Source organism: Streptomyces sp. NPDC019224 (genome assembly GCF_040632605.1).
Classification (GTDB): domain Bacteria; phylum Actinomycetota; class Actinomycetes; order Streptomycetales; family Streptomycetaceae; genus Streptomyces.
Genome location: NZ_JBEYCF010000027.1, coordinates 1 through 17,607, shown reverse-complemented (window position 1 = coordinate 17,607; position 17,607 = coordinate 1). Strand labels below are relative to the sequence as shown.

General features: G+C 72.0%; 13 protein-coding genes. 1 reads left to right on the top strand and 12 read right to left on the bottom strand.

What is annotated here, in order from left to right; translation table 11 throughout:
• Window positions 1–298 precede the first annotated feature (298 nt).
• The 3 genes from ABZ564_RS18750 to ABZ564_RS18740 all read right to left on the bottom strand — a co-directional run bounded on the left by ABZ564_RS18750 (window position 299) and on the right by ABZ564_RS18740 (window position 3,168).
• Window positions 299–1,933 carry a beta-N-acetylhexosaminidase gene (locus tag ABZ564_RS18750; protein ID WP_360857243.1) on the bottom strand — a complete coding sequence of 545 codons (1,635 nt, stop codon included), beginning with the start codon at window positions 1,931–1,933 and terminating at the stop codon, window positions 299–301.
• Window positions 1,934–2,290: 357 nt separating this feature from the next.
• Window positions 2,291–2,578 (bottom strand): DUF3039 domain-containing protein, encoded by a 288-nt coding sequence (locus ABZ564_RS18745; RefSeq protein WP_026250415.1) that lies wholly within the window; start codon window positions 2,576–2,578, stop codon window positions 2,291–2,293.
• Between the two features lie 29 nt (window positions 2,579–2,607).
• On the bottom strand, window positions 2,608–3,168 hold the full coding sequence (locus tag ABZ564_RS18740; protein ID WP_018100784.1) for a YqgE/AlgH family protein: 561 nt from the start codon (window positions 3,166–3,168) through the stop codon (window positions 2,608–2,610).
• Window positions 3,169–3,443: 275 nt separating this feature from the next.
• Here ABZ564_RS18740 and murA point away from each other — a divergent pair, with 275 nt between their 5' ends.
• A complete protein-coding gene (gene murA / locus ABZ564_RS18735; protein WP_360857239.1) occupies window positions 3,444–4,784 on the top strand; it encodes a UDP-N-acetylglucosamine 1-carboxyvinyltransferase in 1,341 nt (446 codons plus the stop codon).
• Between the two features lie 141 nt (window positions 4,785–4,925).
• Here murA and ABZ564_RS18730 read toward each other — a convergent pair whose 3' ends face one another.
• The 9 genes from ABZ564_RS18730 to ABZ564_RS18690 all read right to left on the bottom strand — a co-directional run bounded on the left by ABZ564_RS18730 (window position 4,926) and on the right by ABZ564_RS18690 (window position 17,295).
• The gene (locus tag ABZ564_RS18730; protein ID WP_003968811.1) at window positions 4,926–5,207 is read right to left on the bottom strand and encodes an HU family DNA-binding protein; all 282 of its coding nucleotides are present in this window, start codon (window positions 5,205–5,207) and stop codon (window positions 4,926–4,928) included.
• A gap of 354 nt (window positions 5,208–5,561) precedes the next feature.
• Window positions 5,562–6,995, bottom strand: a complete 1,434-nt coding sequence (locus ABZ564_RS18725; protein ID WP_360857237.1) for an NAD-dependent malic enzyme — start codon at window positions 6,993–6,995, stop codon at window positions 5,562–5,564.
• Between the two features lie 429 nt (window positions 6,996–7,424).
• Entirely contained in the window at window positions 7,425–9,860 is a 2,436-nt protein-coding gene (locus tag ABZ564_RS18720) for a UvrD-helicase domain-containing protein (RefSeq protein WP_360857234.1), read from the bottom strand.
• Between the two features lie 190 nt (window positions 9,861–10,050).
• Complete coding sequence (locus ABZ564_RS18715) at window positions 10,051–10,623, bottom strand: GNAT family protein (RefSeq protein WP_360857231.1); 573 nt, start codon at window positions 10,621–10,623, stop codon at window positions 10,051–10,053.
• A gap of 21 nt (window positions 10,624–10,644) precedes the next feature.
• Window positions 10,645–11,787: a uroporphyrinogen-III synthase gene (locus ABZ564_RS18710; protein ID WP_360857228.1), complete on the bottom strand. Its 1,143-nt coding sequence runs from the start codon at window positions 11,785–11,787 to the stop codon at window positions 10,645–10,647.
• A 128-nt stretch (window positions 11,788–11,915) separates the two neighbouring features.
• Window positions 11,916–13,247, bottom strand: coding sequence for a nitrate/nitrite transporter (locus ABZ564_RS18705; protein WP_360857225.1), 1,332 nt, complete (start codon window positions 13,245–13,247; stop codon window positions 11,916–11,918).
• 131 nt (window positions 13,248–13,378) lie between these two features.
• Window positions 13,379–14,623: an acyltransferase gene (locus ABZ564_RS18700; protein ID WP_360857222.1), complete on the bottom strand. Its 1,245-nt coding sequence runs from the start codon at window positions 14,621–14,623 to the stop codon at window positions 13,379–13,381.
• Window positions 14,620–16,821 (bottom strand): glycosyltransferase, encoded by a 2,202-nt coding sequence (locus ABZ564_RS18695; protein ID WP_360857219.1) that lies wholly within the window; start codon window positions 16,819–16,821, stop codon window positions 14,620–14,622. The genes ABZ564_RS18700 and ABZ564_RS18695 overlap by 4 nt, the downstream gene beginning before the upstream one ends.
• The gene (locus tag ABZ564_RS18690; protein WP_360857216.1) at window positions 16,822–17,295 is read right to left on the bottom strand and encodes a hypothetical protein; all 474 of its coding nucleotides are present in this window, start codon (window positions 17,293–17,295) and stop codon (window positions 16,822–16,824) included. It lies immediately after the preceding gene.
• Window positions 17,296–17,607: the final 312 nt, after the last annotated feature.

Genomic DNA, 17,607 nt, shown 5'->3' with positions numbered 1-17,607 from the left:
CCCTTCCCGGTGTCCCGGCGCTCCCGCCTGTTGCGCCGTACGGTACGTGCTCGAAGCCCGGACGTGGCAACTCTGGCACATCTTCGGACCGCCCCGACGCGCAGGTCCGCGAAGGGAGTATCCGCCCCCGGCCAGGGTAATGGTCCCGGTTTCACGCCGGTTCGGCGATGGGCCCTCTTTGCCGGCCTTCCGCATGTTCGTACGACTTTCCCCGCTGCCGGGAGCGCCCCTCCGTGAAATGGCGCCGCCACCACGGTCGCAGGGACCGTGGTGGCGGGAGAGCGGGTTGCCGCCGGGCTCACACGTTCGGGGGCGCTCCCTCGATCGGGCGTCCGAGGATGCCGGGGCGCTTCTGCCAGGGCAGCGGTCCGGCCGGCGGCCGGTAGCCGACGCCGAGCGCGTCGAGCCGGGCGTAGTGCGCGGTCATGCGGCGCTCGAAACCGGCGAAGTCCCGTTCCTCCGGGGCGGGCAGCGCCGACCAGGCGACCTCGGCGAAGGCGGCGAGGCGGGGGAAGACCTGGTAGTCGACGCGGGCGCGGTTCTGCATGACCTCGGACCAGGCGTTGGCCTGGGTGCCGAGGACGTGCCGGGCGGCCTCCTCACTCAGGGCCGGCGGGACGGGTTCGAAGCGGTAGACGTCCTCCAGCGTGCGGACGTACCCGATGGGCATCGGCTCGTCGGGGCCGCCGTGCTGACGGTGGTCCAGATAGACCTGCTGCTCCGGGCACATGACCACGTCGTGTCCGGCCTCGGCGGCCGCGATGCCGCCCGCGTAGCCGCGCCAGGAGGAGACTGCGGCGCCGGGGGCGAGGCCGCCCTCCAGGATCTCGTCCCAGCCGATGAGGCGGCGGCCGCGCGCGGTGAGCCAGGTGTCGAAGTGGCGGATGAACCAGGACTGCAGCTCGTCCTCGTCGGCCAGGCCGAGTTCCCTGATGCGGGCCTGCGCGGCGGGCGACCGCTTCCACTGGTCCTTGGGGCACTCGTCGCCGCCGATGTGGACGAAGGGCGAGGTCTCCGGCGGGAAGAGGTCCAGCAGTTCCTCGAAGACGCCCTCGTAGAACCGCAGGACGTGGTCGGCGGGGGCCAGGACGTTCGGCGTGACGCCCCAGTCGTCCCACACGCCGAGGGCCGAGGTGTCGACGACGTCGGTGTTGCCGAGCTCCGGGTAGGCGCTGATGGCGGCCTGCGAGTGGCCCGGGATGTCGATCTCGGGGACGACCCGGATGTGCCGGGCCGCGGCGTAGGCCACGATCTCGCGGATGTCGTCCTGGGTGTAGTAACCGCCGTGCGGGGTCTCGTCCCAGAGCTCGGAGGCCCGGTGGCCGTACTTGGTACGCGGACGCCAGGCGCCGGCCTCGGTGAGGCGCGGGTGGCGCTTGATCTCGACGCGCCAGCCCTGGTCGTCGCTGAGGTGGAAGTGGAGGACGTTCAGCTTGTGGGCGGCGAGCAGGTCGAGGTAGCGCAGGACGTCGTCCTTGGGCATGAAGTGCCGTGCCACGTCGAGCATCAGGCCGCGCCAGCCGAAGCGGGGCGCGTCCTCGATGTCGGCGGCCGCGAAGCCGTGCGCGCCGGCGTCGCTCACGGGCGCCCGGCGGAACGCCTCGGGGCCCAGCAGCTGGCGCAGGGTCTGGGCGCCCCAGAACACCCCGGCGGGGCCGCCGCCCGTGATGACGACGCTCTCGTCGGGCCGGGTGGTCAGCCGGTAGCCCTCCGGGGGCAGGGTGTCGTCGGTGCGCAGCACCACGGCGCGCGGGGCGGAGTCGGCGCCGGGGGCGAGGGGCAGCCCGAAGGCGGCACCCAGGGTGGTGCGCAGCCAGCGTTCGGTGGTCGCGGTGCCGGGGGCCGCCGCGATGGTGGTGGAGGCGTCGAGGACGAATCCGCGGTGCCCCGGGCCGTCGGCGCGCAGGGGCGCCGGGATCAGTTCCATGTCCATGACGTCAGTCCTCAACCGCTCCGTCTCCCCCCACACCCGCCCGACGGGCGGACCGACCCGTCACCCGGCACCACGGGCGACCGCCCACGACCTCACCCCTTCGCCCTCGGAACCCGCGTCCCCGCCCCCGCACCGGAAGGGATTGCAGCATGCGCAACGCGTATTTCGTTCTGCACAACAGGCAGGAGAGTAGGCGGGGGACCAGGCCGACGACAAGTGGTCTGCACCACTCCGCGAGCCGGCGAACCGCCCCGCGCAACGCGCGGCCGGCCCGGACGCGAAGAGTCCCCGGGGCACGCGGATGCGCGCCCCGGGGACTCCCGGGCCTTCGAGGGGGCCGTACCGGCCGCTGCCGCCCTACTTCTTGTCCTTGCCGCCCTTGTCCTTGTCGCCGCCGGCGCCCATGGACTCGTAGATCTCCTTGCACATCGGACACACCGGGTACTTCTTGGGGTCGCGCCCCGGTACCCAGACCTTGCCGCACAGTGCGACCACGGGGGTGCCCTCCAGGGCGCTCGCCATGATCTTGTCCTTCTGGACGTAATGGGCGTAGCGCTCGTGGTCGCCGTCGCCGTTCGACACCTGCGGCGTCGGCTCCACGAGGGTTCCGGTACCTGCCCCGCGCTCGGGCTCAAGAGTGCTCATAACCGCCAAGCGTACTGAAGGACGGGACATCAGTTCAGCGAAGGGTCGTCCGGATACGTGGCGATCATGGCCAGTTCGCTGCGCTGCCGGCGCAGGACCGCACGCCACAGGCCCTCCGGGCGGGGCGAGGACACGTCCCCGGGTTCCGATTCCACGACGTACCAGGCGCCTTCGGACAGCTCGCGCTCCAGCTGGCCCGGGCCCCAGCCCGCGTACCCCGCGAAGATCCGCAGCGAGCCGACGGCCGCCGCCAGCAGCTCGGGCGGCGCCTCCAGGTCCACCAGGCCGATCGCCCCGTACACCCGCCGCCAGCCGAGAGGCCCCTCGCCGCCCGGGATCACCGCGACCCCGAGGGCCGAATCCAGCGAGACGGGCCCGCCCTGGAAGACGACCTCCGGCTCACCGGTCAGCCCGGCCCAGGCCGCCAGGATGTCCACGACGCCCACCGGGGTGGGGCGGTTGAGGACCACGCCGAGGGAGCCCTCCTCGTCGTGGTCGAGGAGCAGCACGACCGCGCGGTCGAAGTTCGGGTCCGCCAGGGCGGGCGCGGCCACGAGCAGCCGCCCTGTGAGCGAGGACACCTCGGTCATGGCAGAAATGATCCCGCATCTTCGCCCGGCGCGGGGGGCAAGTGACGCGGTCGTCGCGCTCGGTGCCCGAGCGCAGCTCAGGGCGCACGGGTGCATGGGGAGCGCACGGGCGGGCCGCCCATCCGGACGGTGACCCTCCGCAAGTCCTCCACAGCAGAGCGTGTCGCGGGGGATCCATGACGTTCGCGCACCGCCCGTTCCCTTACGGAAGGGGGGTGCGGGGCCATTACCCTTTCGTTTGGCCCCCTGCCCGACCACTCCGGAACGCGAGATCCATGACCGGCACAGACGATGTCCTGCTTGTCCACGGCGGAACCCCGCTGGAGGGCGAGATCCGCGTCCGAGGCGCCAAGAACCTGGTGCCCAAGGCGATGGTCGCCGCGCTGCTCGGCAGCGGACCCAGCCGGCTGCGCAACGTGCCCGACATCCGTGACGTCCGGGTCGTGCGCGGGCTGCTCCAGCTGCACGGCGTGACGGTGCGCCCCGGTGACGAGCCGGGCGAGCTGGTCCTGGACCCCACCCACGTCGAGAGCGCCAACGTCGCCGACATCGACGCCCACGCCGGCTCGTCGCGCATCCCGATCCTGTTCTGCGGGCCGCTGCTGCACCGCCTGGGCCACGCGTTCATCCCCGGCCTCGGCGGCTGCGACATCGGCGGCCGGCCGATCGACTTCCACTTCGACGTGCTGCGCCGGTTCGGCGCGACGATCGAGAAGCGGGCGGACGGGCAGTACCTGGAGGCCCCGCAGCGGCTGCGCGGCACCAAGATCCGGCTGCCGTACCCCTCGGTGGGCTCCACCGAGCAGGTGCTGCTGACCGCGGTGCTCGCCGAGGGCGTCACGGAGCTGTCCAACGCGGCCGTGGAGCCGGAGATCGAGGACCTGATCTGCGTCCTGCAGAAAATGGGCGCGATCATCTCGATGGACACCGACCGGACCATCCGGATCACCGGCGTGGACCGCCTCGACGGCTACACCCACCGCGCCATCCCGGACCGCCTGGAGGCCGCCTCCTGGGCGTCCGCCGCGCTGGCCACCGAGGGCAACATCTACGTCCGCGGCGCCCAGCAGCGCTCGATGATGACGTTCCTGAACACCTACCGCAAGGTCGGCGGCGCCTTCGAGATCGACGACGAGGGCATCCGCTTCTGGCACCCGGGCGGCGCGCTCAACGCGATCGCGCTGGAGACGGACGTACACCCCGGCTTCCAGACGGACTGGCAGCAGCCCCTGGTGGTCGCCCTGACGCAGGCCGCGGGCCTGTCCATCGTCCACGAGACGGTGTACGAGTCCCGGCTCGGCTTCACCTCCGCGCTCAACCAGATGGGCGCGCACATCCAGCTCTACCGCGAGTGCCTGGGCGGCTCCGACTGCCGCTTCGGCCAGCGCAACTTCCTGCACTCCGCGGTCGTCTCGGGCCCCACGAAGCTCCAGGGCGCGGACCTGGTCATCCCGGACCTGCGCGGCGGCTTCTCGTACCTGATCGCCGCCCTCGCGGCCCAGGGAACCTCCCGGGTGCACGGCATCGACCTGATCAACCGGGGCTACGAGAACTTCATGGACAAGCTGGAGAAGCTCGGCGCGAAGGTGGAACTGCCGGGCGGGTCCCTGGTCTGAGCGGCGCCGTCCCGGGCCCGTGAGGGCGCCGGGACGGCGCCGAGGTCCTCCACAAGGCCCCCGGAGGGCCTCTGGCGGGGCGAATGACGAAGGGCGGTCACCCCTGGTCGGGGTGACCGCCCTTCGTCGTGCCCAGGGGTCTTACTTGCCCTTGGCGGCTTCCTTGAGCTTGGAGCCCGCGGAGACCTTCACGCTGTAGCCGGCCGGGATGTTGATCGGGTCGCCGGTCTGCGGGTTACGAGCGGTGCGAGCGGCACGGTGGGTGCGCTCGAAGGTCAGGAAACCGGGGATGGTGACCTTCTCGTCGCCCTTGGCGACGATCTCACCGACGGTCTCGGCGAGAGCGGCCAGCACGGCGTCGGCGTCCTTGCGGGTCACCTCGGCACGGTCGGCCAGGGCGGCCACCAGCTCACTGCGGTTCATGTTGTTACTCCCGTGTTCTTCTTGCCTGTGAGGCGTGAGATCGAAGCCGATGCTGCCAGGGCCCTCGGACAGTGCCCGTACCCGGGTCTGCCCTGGAGAGGGTCCGGTAGACCTCGCGCCCTGTGGGGTCTCCCCTGGACGTAGTCCTTGAGAAAGCATCCTGCCCCCACCTGCGGCGGGAAAGCCAATCCGGCATCCTCCGGGAGCCGTGCGGAAAGCACCACTGCCTCGTCGTGGTGACGTCCCGTCGGCTCCCCCGAAGCGGTCCGCAGTGGGTGCGGCGCGTCGCGGGACGCGTCGCCCGCCCACCCTAAAGGGGCGTTTGGGGCGCCGCGACCCGCGACGCGCCGTACGTCAGACGGACGTGGGCCCCGTCACAGCGGCTCCGGCGGCGCGCGCGGCGTCCCGGACGGCGCCGGCGACCGCACCGGCGACCTTGTCGTTGAAGACCGACGGGATGATGTAGTTCGCGTTCACCTCGTCCTCGGCGACGACGTCGGCCAGGGCGCGGGCGGCGGCGAGCATCATCTCCGTGTTGACGGTGCGCGACTGGGCGTCGAGCAGACCGCGGAAGACTCCGGGGAAGACCAGGACGTTGTTGATCTGGTTGGGGAAGTCCGAGCGGCCGGTGGCCACGACCGCCGCGGTGCGGCGGGCGATCGCCGGGTCCACCTCGGGGTCGGGATTCGCGAGCGCGAACACGATCGCGTCGTCCGCCATGGCCGCCACGTCGTCCCCGTCCAGCACGTTCGGGGCCGAGACGCCGATGAAGACGTCGGCGCCGACGACGGCCTCCTTGAGGGTGCCGGTGACGGCCTCCGGGTTGGTGTTGTCCGCGATCCAGCGCAGCGGCGAGTCCGGGTCGGCCGACCGCAGGTCCTCGCGGCCGGAGTGCACCACGCCGTGGATGTCGGCGACGACGGCGTGCTTGACGCCGGCGGCGATGAGGAGCTTCAGGATGGCCGTACCGGCCGCGCCGGCGCCGGACATGACGACCCGCACGTCCCCGATCGCCTTGCCCACCACGCGCAGTGCGTTGGTCAGCGAGGCCAGGACGACGATGGCGGTGCCGTGCTGGTCGTCGTGGAAGACGGGGATGTCCAGGGCCTCGCGCAGCCGGGCCTCGATCTCGAAGCAGCGCGGCGCGGAGATGTCCTCCAGGTTGATCCCCGCGAAGCCCGGGGCGATGGCCTTGACGATCTCGACGATGGCGTCGGTGTCCTGGGTGTCCAGGCAGATCGGCCAGGCGTCGATGCCCGCGAAGCGCTTGAAGAGGGCCGCCTTGCCCTCCATGACGGGCAGCGCGGCCTTCGGGCCGATGTTGCCCAGGCCCAGCACCGCGGAGCCGTCCGTCACGACTGCGACGGAGTTGCGCTTGATGGTGAGGCGGCGGGCGTCCTCGGGATTCTCGGCGATCGCCATGCAGACGCGGGCGACGCCGGGGGTGTAGATCATCGAGAGGTCGTCGCGGTTGCGGATGGGGTGCTTGGACGCCATCTCGATCTTGCCGCCGAGGTGCATCAGGAACGTACGGTCGGAGACCTTGCCGAGCACGACGCCCTCGATGTCGCGCAGCCCCTCGACGATCTCGTCGGCGTGGGCGGTGGAGGAGGCGGCGATCGTGACGTCGATCCGCAGCTTCTCGTGACCGGAGGCGGTCACGTCGAGGCCGGTGACCGAACCGCCGGAGGACTCCACGGCCGTGGTGAGCTGGGAGACCGCTGTGCCGCTCGCGGGCACCTCCAGCCTGACCGTCATCGAGTACGAGACGCTGGGCGCCGTTGCCATGGCCGAGTCCTTCGCTTTCCTTAGCTTCATTGCTACGCGGCCCGGCACCCAGGTGCCGGACACGCCTTCCGATATTCGCACCTACCGACGAGTAGCCGTTAATGACTGTCGCAGCGCGGAAACTCTTTTCCACCATACGAGAGAGAGTGGCGCAACGGAACCCCGTCACCGCTGTCCGGAACCGAGGCCCGTCCGGGAACGCGAAGAGGCCCGCGCCACCGGAAGGTGACGCGGGCCTCTTCTTCAGTTGACGACACCGGCCCGCCATGCTCGCCTCGCGGCAAGTGGTCGCTCGAAGCGACTGAGGTTGGGCCCGGGGGCTTGGATCGAGCCGGTGCCGATACCAGGCTAACAAACCACCTGGAAAAGTGATTCCCGCAGCGCGGGTTGACCGCGACCGGCCCTCCCGAGCCGTTCCGCGGTCCCCACTCAGTCCCTGAGCAGGTCCGGCACCCCGTCCTCGTCCGGCAGGTCCCGCTCCCCCGAGACCACCGTGAGCTGCTGGGTCGCCCGGGTCAGGGCCACGTACAGCACCCGCAGCCCGGCCGGGGACTCGTCCGCGATCTCCGCCGGCGAGACGACCACCGTGGCGTCGTACTCCAGCCCCTTGGCCTCCAGGCTGCCCAGGGCCACCACCCGGTCGCCCAGCTCCGCCAGCCACTCGCGGGCCCGGGCGCGCCGGTTCATCGCCACGACGACGCCGACCGTGCCGTCCACCTCGGCGAGCAGCCGCCGCGCCTCCTCGCGCACCGTCCCGGCCAGGTCGTCGTCCCGTACGGTCTCGAAGCGCGGCACCACGCCCGTGGAGCGGACCGCCGCCGGGGACTCCATGCCGGGCATCGCGAGGGCCAGCACCTTCGCGGCGAGCTCGGCGATCTCCGCCGGGTTGCGGTAGTTGACCGTCAGCGTGAAGCGCCGGCGCGGACGGCTGCCCAGCGCCTCGTCACGGGCGGCCGCCGCCTCGTCCGGGTCGGACCAGGAGGACTGCGCCGGGTCCCCGACGATCGTCCAGGTGGCGTGCCGGCCGCGCCGGCCGACCATCCGCCACTGCATGGGCGTGAGGTCCTGCGCCTCGTCGACGATGACGTGGGCGTACTCGGTGCGCTCGGCGGCGAGCCGTTCGGCCCGCTCCCACTGGGTCTCCTCGCGCCGGGGCATCAGCTCCTCCAGACCGGTGAGCTGATCCAGCGGGTCCGCCTCGCGCTTGCGCCTGGGGCGGCTCGGGGTGCCGAGCAGCGTCTGCAGCTCGTCCAGGATCGCCACGTCGTGCACCGACAGCGGTCCCTGTCCGGCGGCGTCCAGACGCTTGAGGGAGCGCGCGAGCCGGCGCACCTCACCCTGGTTGAGAGTGCGCCGCGCCCACCGGGCGAGCCGCTTCTCGTCGGCCATCGCGGCGAGCACCCCGCGCGGGGTCAGCTCGGGCCACCAGGCGTCCAGGAACTCGATGAAGGGGGTCTCCGTCGACACGTCCTCGTCGAACGACGAACGCAGCTCCGCCGCCAGCTGCGGGTCGGTGTAGCGGCCCCGGCCCGAGGAGCGGTTCCACAGCGCGTCGAGCAGCAGCCTGCGGGCGCGCGGGCGCAGCAGGTTGACCGGGGCGGTGCCGCTGAGGACGTTGTTGCGGATGCGCCGCAGCTCGTCCTCCTGGAGCTCGATCCGGCCGCCGAGGGCGACCACCCGCAGCCGGGTGGGCGTGCCGGCGGGCCGCGGGGCCTCCTCCGCCCCGCCGAACTCCAGCTGCCCCTCGGCGGAGGCGGCCGGCCCGGGCGCGGGCTGCTCCAGCGCGCCGCGGGCCGCCTTGCGGAGCACCGGGAGCATCCGCGAGGAGCCCTTGATCCGGGCGACGGCCGGCTCGTCGTATGCCCCCCCGTCGCCCGACCACCGCCCCTCACCGTGGCCCTTCGGGCCGCCCCTTCCGTACGCGCCCTCGGGTCCCGCCGCGTCGTCGGAGAGCGAGCCGACCGCGCGGATCGCGACCTGGCCCTCCTCGCCGAGCGAGGGCAGCACGCCCTCGGTGTACGCGACCAGCAGCGGCGTCGGCGAGACGACGAGGATGCCGCCCGCGTACCGCCGCCGGTCCTGGTAGAGCAGGTACGCGGCGCGGTGCAGGGCGACCGCGGTCTTGCCGGTGCCGGGGCCGCCGGAGACCTCGGTGACGGAGGCGGCGGGTGCCCGGATGACGAGGTCCTGCTCGGCCTGGATGGAGGAGACGATGTCCCGCATGGTGTGGCTGCGGGCCTGTCCGAGCGCCGCCATCAGGGCGCCGTCGCCGACGACCGGGAGTTTCTCGCCGTCCAGGTACGCGGTCAGCTCCGGGCGCATCAGGTCGTCCTCGACACCGAGGACCCGGCGGCCCTTGGAGCGGATGACGCGGCGGCGGACCACCCGGCCCGGCTCCTTGGGCGTGGAGCGGTAGAACGGCGCCGCGGCCGGGGCCCGCCAGTCGATGACGAGCGGCGCGTAGTCGGCGTCGAGGACCCCGATCCGACCGATGTGCAGCGTCTCGGCGATGTCGGCGGTGTTGTCCTCGCGCACGACGTCGTCGGCGGGCTCGACGGAGGTGTACGCGCCGTCCGGGCCGCGTTCGCCGTCCTTGCCGAGCAGGAGGTCGATCCTCCCGAAGAGGAAGTCCTCGAACTCGTTGTTCAGCCGGTTGAGGTGGATTCCGGCGCGGAACACCTGGGCGTCGCGCTCGGCGAGCGCCCCCGGGGTCCCGACCTGGCCGCGCTTGACGGCGTCGTCCATGAGAAATTCCGCCTCGTGGATCTTCTCCTCAAGACGGTGGTACACCCGGTCGAGATGTTCCTGCTCGACACCGATTTCCCGGTCCCGCAGCGAATCGACAGCGGCTTCCTGCGCGGCCACCGAGGCCCCCTTCTGACGTGCACTGAGCAGCCGTCAACCCTATGCGACGGGGGCTCCGCGCGCACCTGCGGCACCCCCTCTCCGGCACGCGCCGGGGTATCGATTGCGTGACGGCGGCGCGTACGGCGTCCCCCGGGGGTGCTCCGGACACCGGGGACGCGACGGCCGGACCGCACGCGCCCGGTGGGGCTCAGCTCTCCGCGCCGGTCACCGGGCCGTCGTGCAGGATGCGCTGGAAGAGGCGGTGGTCGCGCCACTCGCCATCGATGTGGAGGTAGCGCGGCGCCATGCCGAACTCCTCGAACCCGCACTTGGCGAGCACCCGCTGGGACGCGGTGTTGTGCAGTACGGTGCCCGCCTCGATCCGGTGCAGCCGCAGTCCGTCGCGGGCCAGCTCGCAGATCCGGCGCACCGCCGCCGTGGCCAGCCCCCGGCCCGCGTACTCCACGTCCACCCAGTAGCCGAGGGAGGCGCTGCGGAACGGTCCGAGCGCGATGGCGTTGAGGTTGAAACCGCCGACCACCCGGTCCTCGGCGTCGCTCAGCACCCAGGGCATCACGCGCCCCGCCTCGCGGTCGGCGAGCAGCGCGGCCAGCCGCTCGCGCTGGCCCTCCGCGGTGTAGAAGGACTCGGGGCGCACGGGCTCCCAGGGCCTCATGTACGCACGGCTGCGGGTCAGCGCCTCGGCGCGGGAGGCGGCGTCGGCCATCGTGGTCGGGCGCAGCCATGTGCCCGCGTCGAGCGGGTGGGGCTCATCGAGCATGCACGCACGCTATCCGGCCGGTCAGGCCCCCGCGTACTTGGCGTCCGCCGCCGGGTCCAGGGCCAGCCGGTAGCCGCGCTTGACCACGGTCTGGATGAGCCGGGGCACCCCGAGGGCGGTGCGGAGCCTGGCCATGGCCGTCTCGACCGCGTGCTCGTCCGTACCGCTGCCGGGCAGGGCGCGCAGCAGGTCGGCGCGGGAGACCACCCAGCCGGGACGTCGGGCCAGGACGTGCAGCAGGGCCATGCCGGCCGGCGGGACCGCGCGCAGCTCCTCGTCGACCAGGACGGCGTGGCCCCGGATCTCGACGCGGTGTCCGGCGACGGGCAGCGTACGGGCGCGGGCGGGCAGTTCCCGGCAGATGAGCTGGACGAGCGGGCCGAGCCGGAAGCGTTCCGGCTGGACGGTGTCGATCCCGCGCGCCTGCAGGGGCACGGCGGTGACCGGGCCGACGCAGGCCGGTACGACGTCGCCGCGCAGCGCCGTGACGACCTCGGTCAGCAGCCCGCGTTCCTCGGCACGGCCGAGCAGCGAGGCCGCCGCCGGGGCGCTGGTGAAGGTCAGCGCGTCCAGGGCGCGGGCCGCGGTCAGGTCGAGAAGCCGGTCGAGAGGCGCGATGTCCTCCGGCGGCATCCAGCGGTAGACGGGGACGGCGACCACTTCGGCGCCGGCCTCGTGCAGCGACTCCACGAAGCCGGGGAGGGGCTCGCCGTGCAGCTGGAGCGCGATGCGGCGGCCCTGTACGCCTTCCTCCAGGAGCCGTTCCAGCACCTCGGCCATGGACTCGGACGCCGGGGACCAGGCTTCGGACAGGCCGGCGGCGCGGACGGCGCCCTTCACCTTGGGACCGCGCGCGAGGAGTTCGACCCCGCGCAGGGTGGCCAGGAGCCGGTCGCCGATGCCCCAGCCGTCGGCCGCCTCGATCCAGCCCCGGAAGCCGATCGCGGTGGTGGCGACGACCACGTCGGGCGTGTCGGCGATCAGCTGCTCGGTCGCGGCGAGCAGCTCGCCGTCGTCGGCGAGCGGCACGATCCGCAGGGCGGGGGCGTGCACCACGGTGCCGCCCCGGCGCCGCAGGAGTGTGCCCAGTTCCTCCGCCCGGCGCGCGGCGGTGACACCGACCGTGAAGCCCGCGAGGGGCCCGTGCTGTGCGTCGTCCTGCATATGGTCTACCCGGCTCTCGTCCCGCTGCTGCTCGATGGTGCGGAGGACCGAGCCTGCCAACGCCGCGTGACAGACCCGGTTCAGCCGTATTTCCCGCTCGTTACGTCACCCGCCCGGCCGGTGGCCTCTCATACCTCCGCGTAGCTGAGCTGCGGCTTCGCCGGGACGGCCGCGGCACGACGAAGGTATACCGCCCAGGTGAGCGCGAAGCACACCCCGTAGAAGGCGAGGAAGGACCAGAAGGCCGCCGTTCCCGTGCCGGAGGTCTGGAAGGACTGCCGGAAGGCGAGGTTGATGGCGAGCCCGCCGAGCGCCCCGACCGCACCGATCAGCCCCATCGCCGCCCCGGAGATCCGCCGTCCCCGGGCCGCCGCCTCCTCGCCGCGCAGCCCCTGGGCGATGGCCTGGGCGTGGAAGATGCCGGGGATCATCTTGTACGTCGAGCCGTTGCCGAGCCCCGACAGGACGAACAGGGCGGTGAAGCCGACGAGGAACACGCTCAGCGAGGCGATCCGGGAGGCGTACACGACGACGCCGGTCGCGGCGGCCATGGCGGCGAAGTTGACGAGGGTGATGCGGGCCCCGCCGTACCGGTCGGCCAGCCAGCCGCCGGCCGGCCGGATCAGCGAGCCGAGCAGCGGGCCGATGAAGGTGAGCGAGGCGGCCTGGAGCGGGGTCCGGCCGAACTGGGTCTGCAGGACGAGCCCGAAGGCGAAGCTGTAGCCGATGAAGGAGCCGAAGGTGCCGATGTAGAGGACCGCCATGATCCAGGTGTGCCGGTCCCGCACGGCCTCCTTCGCCGCCCCGGTGTCGTTGCGTACGGGCGCCAGGTTGTCCATGAAGAGCGCGGCGCACACGGCGGCGAGCAGGATCAGCGGGATGTACGCGGCGAGCACGATCCTGGGGTGCGTGGCCCCCGCCGTACCGATCACCAGGAGTCCGGCGAGCTGCACCACGGGCACGCCGATGTTGCCGCCGCCCGCGTTGAGCCCGAGCGCCCAGCCCTTCCTGCGCAGCGGGAAGAAGGCGTTGATGTTGGTCATCGACGAGGCGAAGTTGCCGCCCCCGATGCCGGTCAGCGCGGACACGGCGAGGAAGGTGCCGTACGAGGTGCCCGGCTCCATCACCGCGAGGGCGGCGACCGTCGGCACGAGCAGGGTGAGCGCGCTGAACACCGTCCAGTTCCGGCCGCCGAACCGGGCCACCGCGAAGGTGTACGGCACCCGGACGACGGCCCCGACGAGGGTCGCGGTGGAGATCAGGAAGAACTTCCCGGCCGGGTCGACCCCGTACTCGGGCCCCATGAAGAGCACCATCACCGACCACAGCGTCCACACCGAGAAGCCGATGTGCTCGGACAGGACGGAGAACCACAGGTTGCGGCGGGCGGTCCGCTCGCCCGTCTCCCGCCAGAAGGTCTCGTCCTCCGGGTCCCAGTGCTCGATCCAACGGCCAGCCATCACGTGCCTCCACGGGTGGTCGGGGGTGTTGTCCCGAACCTAGGAAACGCGCGTTTCGGCGCCGTGCCGCGAGGTGACCTGTGGGCAACCTTGCTCTCACCGGGCCGGGGCCGGCCCGGTGAGCAGCGCGGTCAGCGCCGGGCGCGGGCGGCGCCGTTGGGCCAGAGCCTCGGGCGCCGCTTGGCCGCGAGGTCCTCGACCCAGCCGACGGCGAGGATCATCAGCCCGATCAGCGGCCAGACGATGATCAGCGCCAGGGCGTTGTCGGCCCGGTCGATGTACGTGCCGAGGTGATCGCCGACCCAGGGCACCTCCCAGAGCAGGTCGATGATCGGAAAGGTGGCCATCAGCAGCATGTTGTGCCACAGATAGATCGTCACCGCCCGGTTGTTGGCGAGGGTGACCAGGGTGTCCCAGCCCGCCAGCCGGCCCGGCAGCTCCCGCCAGGAGGGCGCGTACTGGAGCAGGATCATGCAGAAGCCGAGCGACCAGGTGGCCTGGGCGAGCGGGATCTCGTCGAGGTTCCAGCCCTCCTCGGTGAGGTGGTGGGAGGCCCACCACAGGGCGAAGGCCATGAGCATCGCGGCCAGCGAGACCGCCAGGTAGCGCGGGACGGTCCTCAGCAGCCCGTCGTGGTGGGCGAAGCCGAGGATCCAGCAGGAGCCGAACACCGCGAAGTCGACCAGGCCCTCACCGGCCGCGCCCGGCACGGTGACCAGACCGGTGCCGATGACGGCGGTCAGCCCGACCGGAGCGAGCAGGGTCACCCACGGCAGCTTCCGGAACGCCTTCAGCAGCAGCGGGGAGGCCAGGACGAACCACAGGTAGGCGCGGATGTACCAGAGCGGCCCTATCCCCTGCTCGGCCCAGGAGGTCTCCAGCCAGCCGCCCTCGGAGCCGTTCTCCCACGGGAACGGCGGCGTGCCGATCGGGAGCACGTAGCAGCCCAGCTTGAGGAACCACCAGACGCCCTCCTCGCGCACCGGCTTCCAGCCGAGCGCGAAGACCACCGGGACGACGACGGCGGCGAACGCCCACATGGGCGGCAGCAGCCTGCGGACCCGGCTCCGGATCACGCTCCACGCGGGCCGGGCGAGCGACCGGGCCATCAGCGAGCCGGCCAGGGCGAACATGACGCCCATGGACGGGAACACCACGGTCAGCCAGGCCCAGCCGAAGAGGTGGAAGACCACGACCCGGACCAGCGCGACGGCCCGCAGCAGGTCGAGATAGCGGTCCCGGCCCGTCCCGGCCGGCGCGAGGGGCTCGGGTGCGGCGGGGGCGGGCTCGGCGGCGGGGGCGGGGAGTGGCACCCGGAGCGCCATGGTCCGCTCGTCCGCGTACGTCTTTCCGTACGACTGCTGTGGGTGCGTCATGCGACGGGCCTCCGGTCGTGCGTGCGCGCACGCGGGGACGGCGGCGAGCCGGGCGCCTCCGCCACGACACCGGTACGGCGCAGCTTCTGCCAGCGCAGCCGGCCGCCGGTGAGAGCGGTGATCCAGGACTGGAGCAGCACCACGTACATGAGCTGCCGGTACAGGACCTGCTGGAGGGGCAGCGAGAGCAGATGGGTCATGCGCTCCCGGTCGAGCCGGAAGGCGTACGCGGCGCACACCAGCTGCACCGCGAGGACGCCGAGCCACGCGCCGACGGTCTTCTCGGTGGGCCCGAAGACGAGCCCGTACAGCAGGAAGACGTCGATGAGCGGGGCGAGCAGCGGGGCGACGACCATGAACAGGGAGACGAACGGCAGTCCGACGCGGCCGAACCGGCCGGAGGGCCCGCGCTCGATGACCGCCCGGCGGTGCTTCCAGATCGCCTGCATGGTGCCGTACGACCACCGGTAGCGCTGCGACCAGAGCTGCTGCACGGTCTCCGGCGCCTCGGTCCAGGCGCGGGCGTTCTCCGCGTAGACGACGCGCCAGCCGTCCCGGTGCAGGGCCATCGTGACGTCGGTGTCCTCGGCGAGGGTGTCGTCGCTGACGCCGCCGACCCGCTCCAGCGCCTCGCGCCGGAACGCCCCGACCGCGCCGGGGATGGTGGGCATGCAGCGCAGCACGTCGTACATGCGGCGGTCGAGGTTGAAGCCCATCACGTACTCGATGTGCTGCCAGGCGCCGATGAGCGAGTCGCGGTTGCCGACCTTGGCGTTGCCCGCGACGGCGCCGACGCGCGGGTCGCCGAAGGGCTGCACCAGCTCGCGGACGGTGGACGGTTCGAAGACCGTGTCGCCGTCCATCATCACGATGATGTCGTTGCGGGCGTGCGCGATGCCGTTGTTGAGGGCGGCGGGCTTGCCCGCGTTGCGCTGGCGCACCACCCGGACGTTGGGCAGCCGCATCCGCTGGACGATGTCCGCGGTGCTGTCCGTGGAGCCGTCGTCGATCACGATGACTTCGACCGGATAGTCACTTGCCAGGAGCGAACGCACCGTGTTCGCGATGCACTTGCTCTCGTTGTACGCGGGCACCAGGACGGACACCGTGCGGGTGACGGGTTCGCCCCAGCGGAAGCCGCGCCTGCGGACCCGGCGGGCGTGGACGAAGGACAGCACCAGCATCAGCCCGAAGCGGGCGAAGACCAGCACACCGATGACGGCGAGGCCGGCCACCATCACATCGGTGATGTGCTCCGAGACGCCCACGGCGTAGACGAACGCCTTGCCCTTCCAGAGGGCGAACCCGGTGACCGGGGTGTGCGCGCTGGGGGCACCGAGCGCGGCGGTGAGGTTGGCGAACTCGTAGCCCTGCTTCTGCATCCGGGGCAGGAACTTCCCCAGGGCGGTGACGGTCTGGGACCGGTTCCCCCCGGAGTCGTGCATCAGGATGATGGCGCCCTTGCCGTGCTGGGGCGTGGCCCGGTCGATGATCGCCTCGACGCCCGGCCGTTTCCAGTCCTCGCTGTCGGTGTTGTTGACGACGGTGAGGTAGCCGCGGCTGCCGATGTACTGGGTGACCGGCCAGGACGCGTTGTCCATGGCATCGGCGAACGAGGAGTAGGGCGGCCGGAACAGCGAGGTGCGGATACCGGCCGCACCGGCCAGCACCAGCTGGTTCTGGGACAGCTCCCAGTCGATGCGACTGGTGGACTGGTAGGACAGGTCGGGGTGGTTGAAGGTGTGCAGTCCGACCTCGTGTCCCTCCTCGACCATGCGCTCGACGAGGTCCGGGTAGCGCGAGGCCATGGTGCCGGTGACGAAGAAGACGCCGTGGGCGTGGTACTTCTTCAGCTCGTCCAGCACCTTCGGCGTCCACACCGGGTCCGGGCCGTCGTCGAAGGTCAGCACGATCCGGTGGTCCGGGATGCGCAGGCTCTTCGCGGGCTCGGTGGTGCTGCGGGCGTCGATGACCGGCCCGCCCTCCAGCACCTGCCCGGGCACCCGGTCGGTGGCCGTCGGCGGCTGGATCCGGTGGTCCGCGAGGATTTCGCTGTGCACGTAGCCACGGAGCATCAGCATGGCGAGCAGGGCAACGAGAAACAGGAGCGGCAGCATGTAGCGCATCGGAAGTCTGCGCCGACGGGTCTGCTTCTTCCTGTGGGTGTTGCGCCTGCCCCGGGGGGCAGGGGTGGTCATCTAGTCGGCGCCTTCTTGTTCTTGCGCGGGGGCCGGGGACTCACCGGCGGGAAGCCCGGCGTCCGGAGCCGTCGAATCGTCGCCGGCGTCCGGAGCTCCGGGGTCGGCGGCCGGCACGGACGCGGTCGCCGCACCTGCCGGTGTGCTGCCGCCGTCGTTTCCGACGGGGCCCGGGTCCTGCTGTTCCTGGTTGGAGAGCGGGAGGAAGGGGGCGCTGGAGTTGCCGCCGAGGACGGCGACGACCAGGGTCACGGCGTAGCAGACGAAGACGGCGGCCAGGACCCAGCCGAGCCGTCGCAGTGTCTTGCCGCGCCGGCCGCTCTCGTCGACGAAGACGGGGCCGTCGGAGCCGTCCGGAGCGGTGGGTTCCGGGAGCAGCTCGGAGAGCTGCCGTCCGATTCCGTCCAGTTGGATGGTGACTTCGTTCGGCTCGTGTGTGTGCCCCGCATGGGCACCTTCACGCCAAGTTTCCACTGTTGTACGCACTTCCCCCACTCAGGATCGGGTGCGCGCAACTGACCGGTCGTACGTCGCCGGACGGGCCCCCACCCTGTCCACGCGTCCCCTACCACAGTGCACCCGGTCCATGAATGTAGCGCACGCGGGGACGCCCGGAACCCGCTGGGAGGCGTTGTTCATCATGAGAGATACATCTGTTTTCGAACCGTGCTGCGGCGACTGCCCCCTGCGGGTGAGCGGGCTCGACGTGGTCGATGCCCGCCGACAGCGTCTGCACGACCTGGACCCGGCTCATCCTTGCGAGCGGCCGGACCGCGACCTCCGGGC

Excerpts from the sequence above, each read along its gene's own strand:
- ABZ564_RS18745 (WP_026250415.1), bottom strand. The coding sequence starts at position 2,578 with ATGAGCACTCTTGAGCCCGAGCGCGGGGCAGGTACCGGAACCCTCGTG.
- ABZ564_RS18700 (WP_360857222.1), bottom strand. The coding sequence starts at position 14,623 with ATGACGCACCCACAGCAGTCGTACGGAAAGACGTACGCGGACGAGCGG.
- ABZ564_RS18725 (WP_360857237.1), bottom strand. The coding sequence starts at position 6,995 with ATGGCAACGGCGCCCAGCGTCTCGTACTCGATGACGGTCAGGCTGGAG.
- ABZ564_RS18695 (WP_360857219.1), bottom strand. The coding sequence starts at position 16,821 with ATGACCACCCCTGCCCCCCGGGGCAGGCGCAACACCCACAGGAAGAAG.
- ABZ564_RS18740 (WP_018100784.1), bottom strand. The coding sequence starts at position 3,168 with ATGACCGAGGTGTCCTCGCTCACAGGGCGGCTGCTCGTGGCCGCGCCC.
- ABZ564_RS18750 (WP_360857243.1), bottom strand. The coding sequence starts at position 1,933 with ATGGACATGGAACTGATCCCGGCGCCCCTGCGCGCCGACGGCCCGGGG.
- ABZ564_RS18710 (WP_360857228.1), bottom strand. The coding sequence starts at position 11,787 with ATGCAGGACGACGCACAGCACGGGCCCCTCGCGGGCTTCACGGTCGGT.
- murA (WP_360857239.1), top strand. The coding sequence starts at position 3,444 with ATGACCGGCACAGACGATGTCCTGCTTGTCCACGGCGGAACCCCGCTG.
- ABZ564_RS18715 (WP_360857231.1), bottom strand. The coding sequence starts at position 10,623 with ATGCTCGATGAGCCCCACCCGCTCGACGCGGGCACATGGCTGCGCCCG.
- ABZ564_RS18705 (WP_360857225.1), bottom strand. The coding sequence starts at position 13,247 with ATGGCTGGCCGTTGGATCGAGCACTGGGACCCGGAGGACGAGACCTTC.
- ABZ564_RS18730 (WP_003968811.1), bottom strand. The coding sequence starts at position 5,207 with ATGAACCGCAGTGAGCTGGTGGCCGCCCTGGCCGACCGTGCCGAGGTG.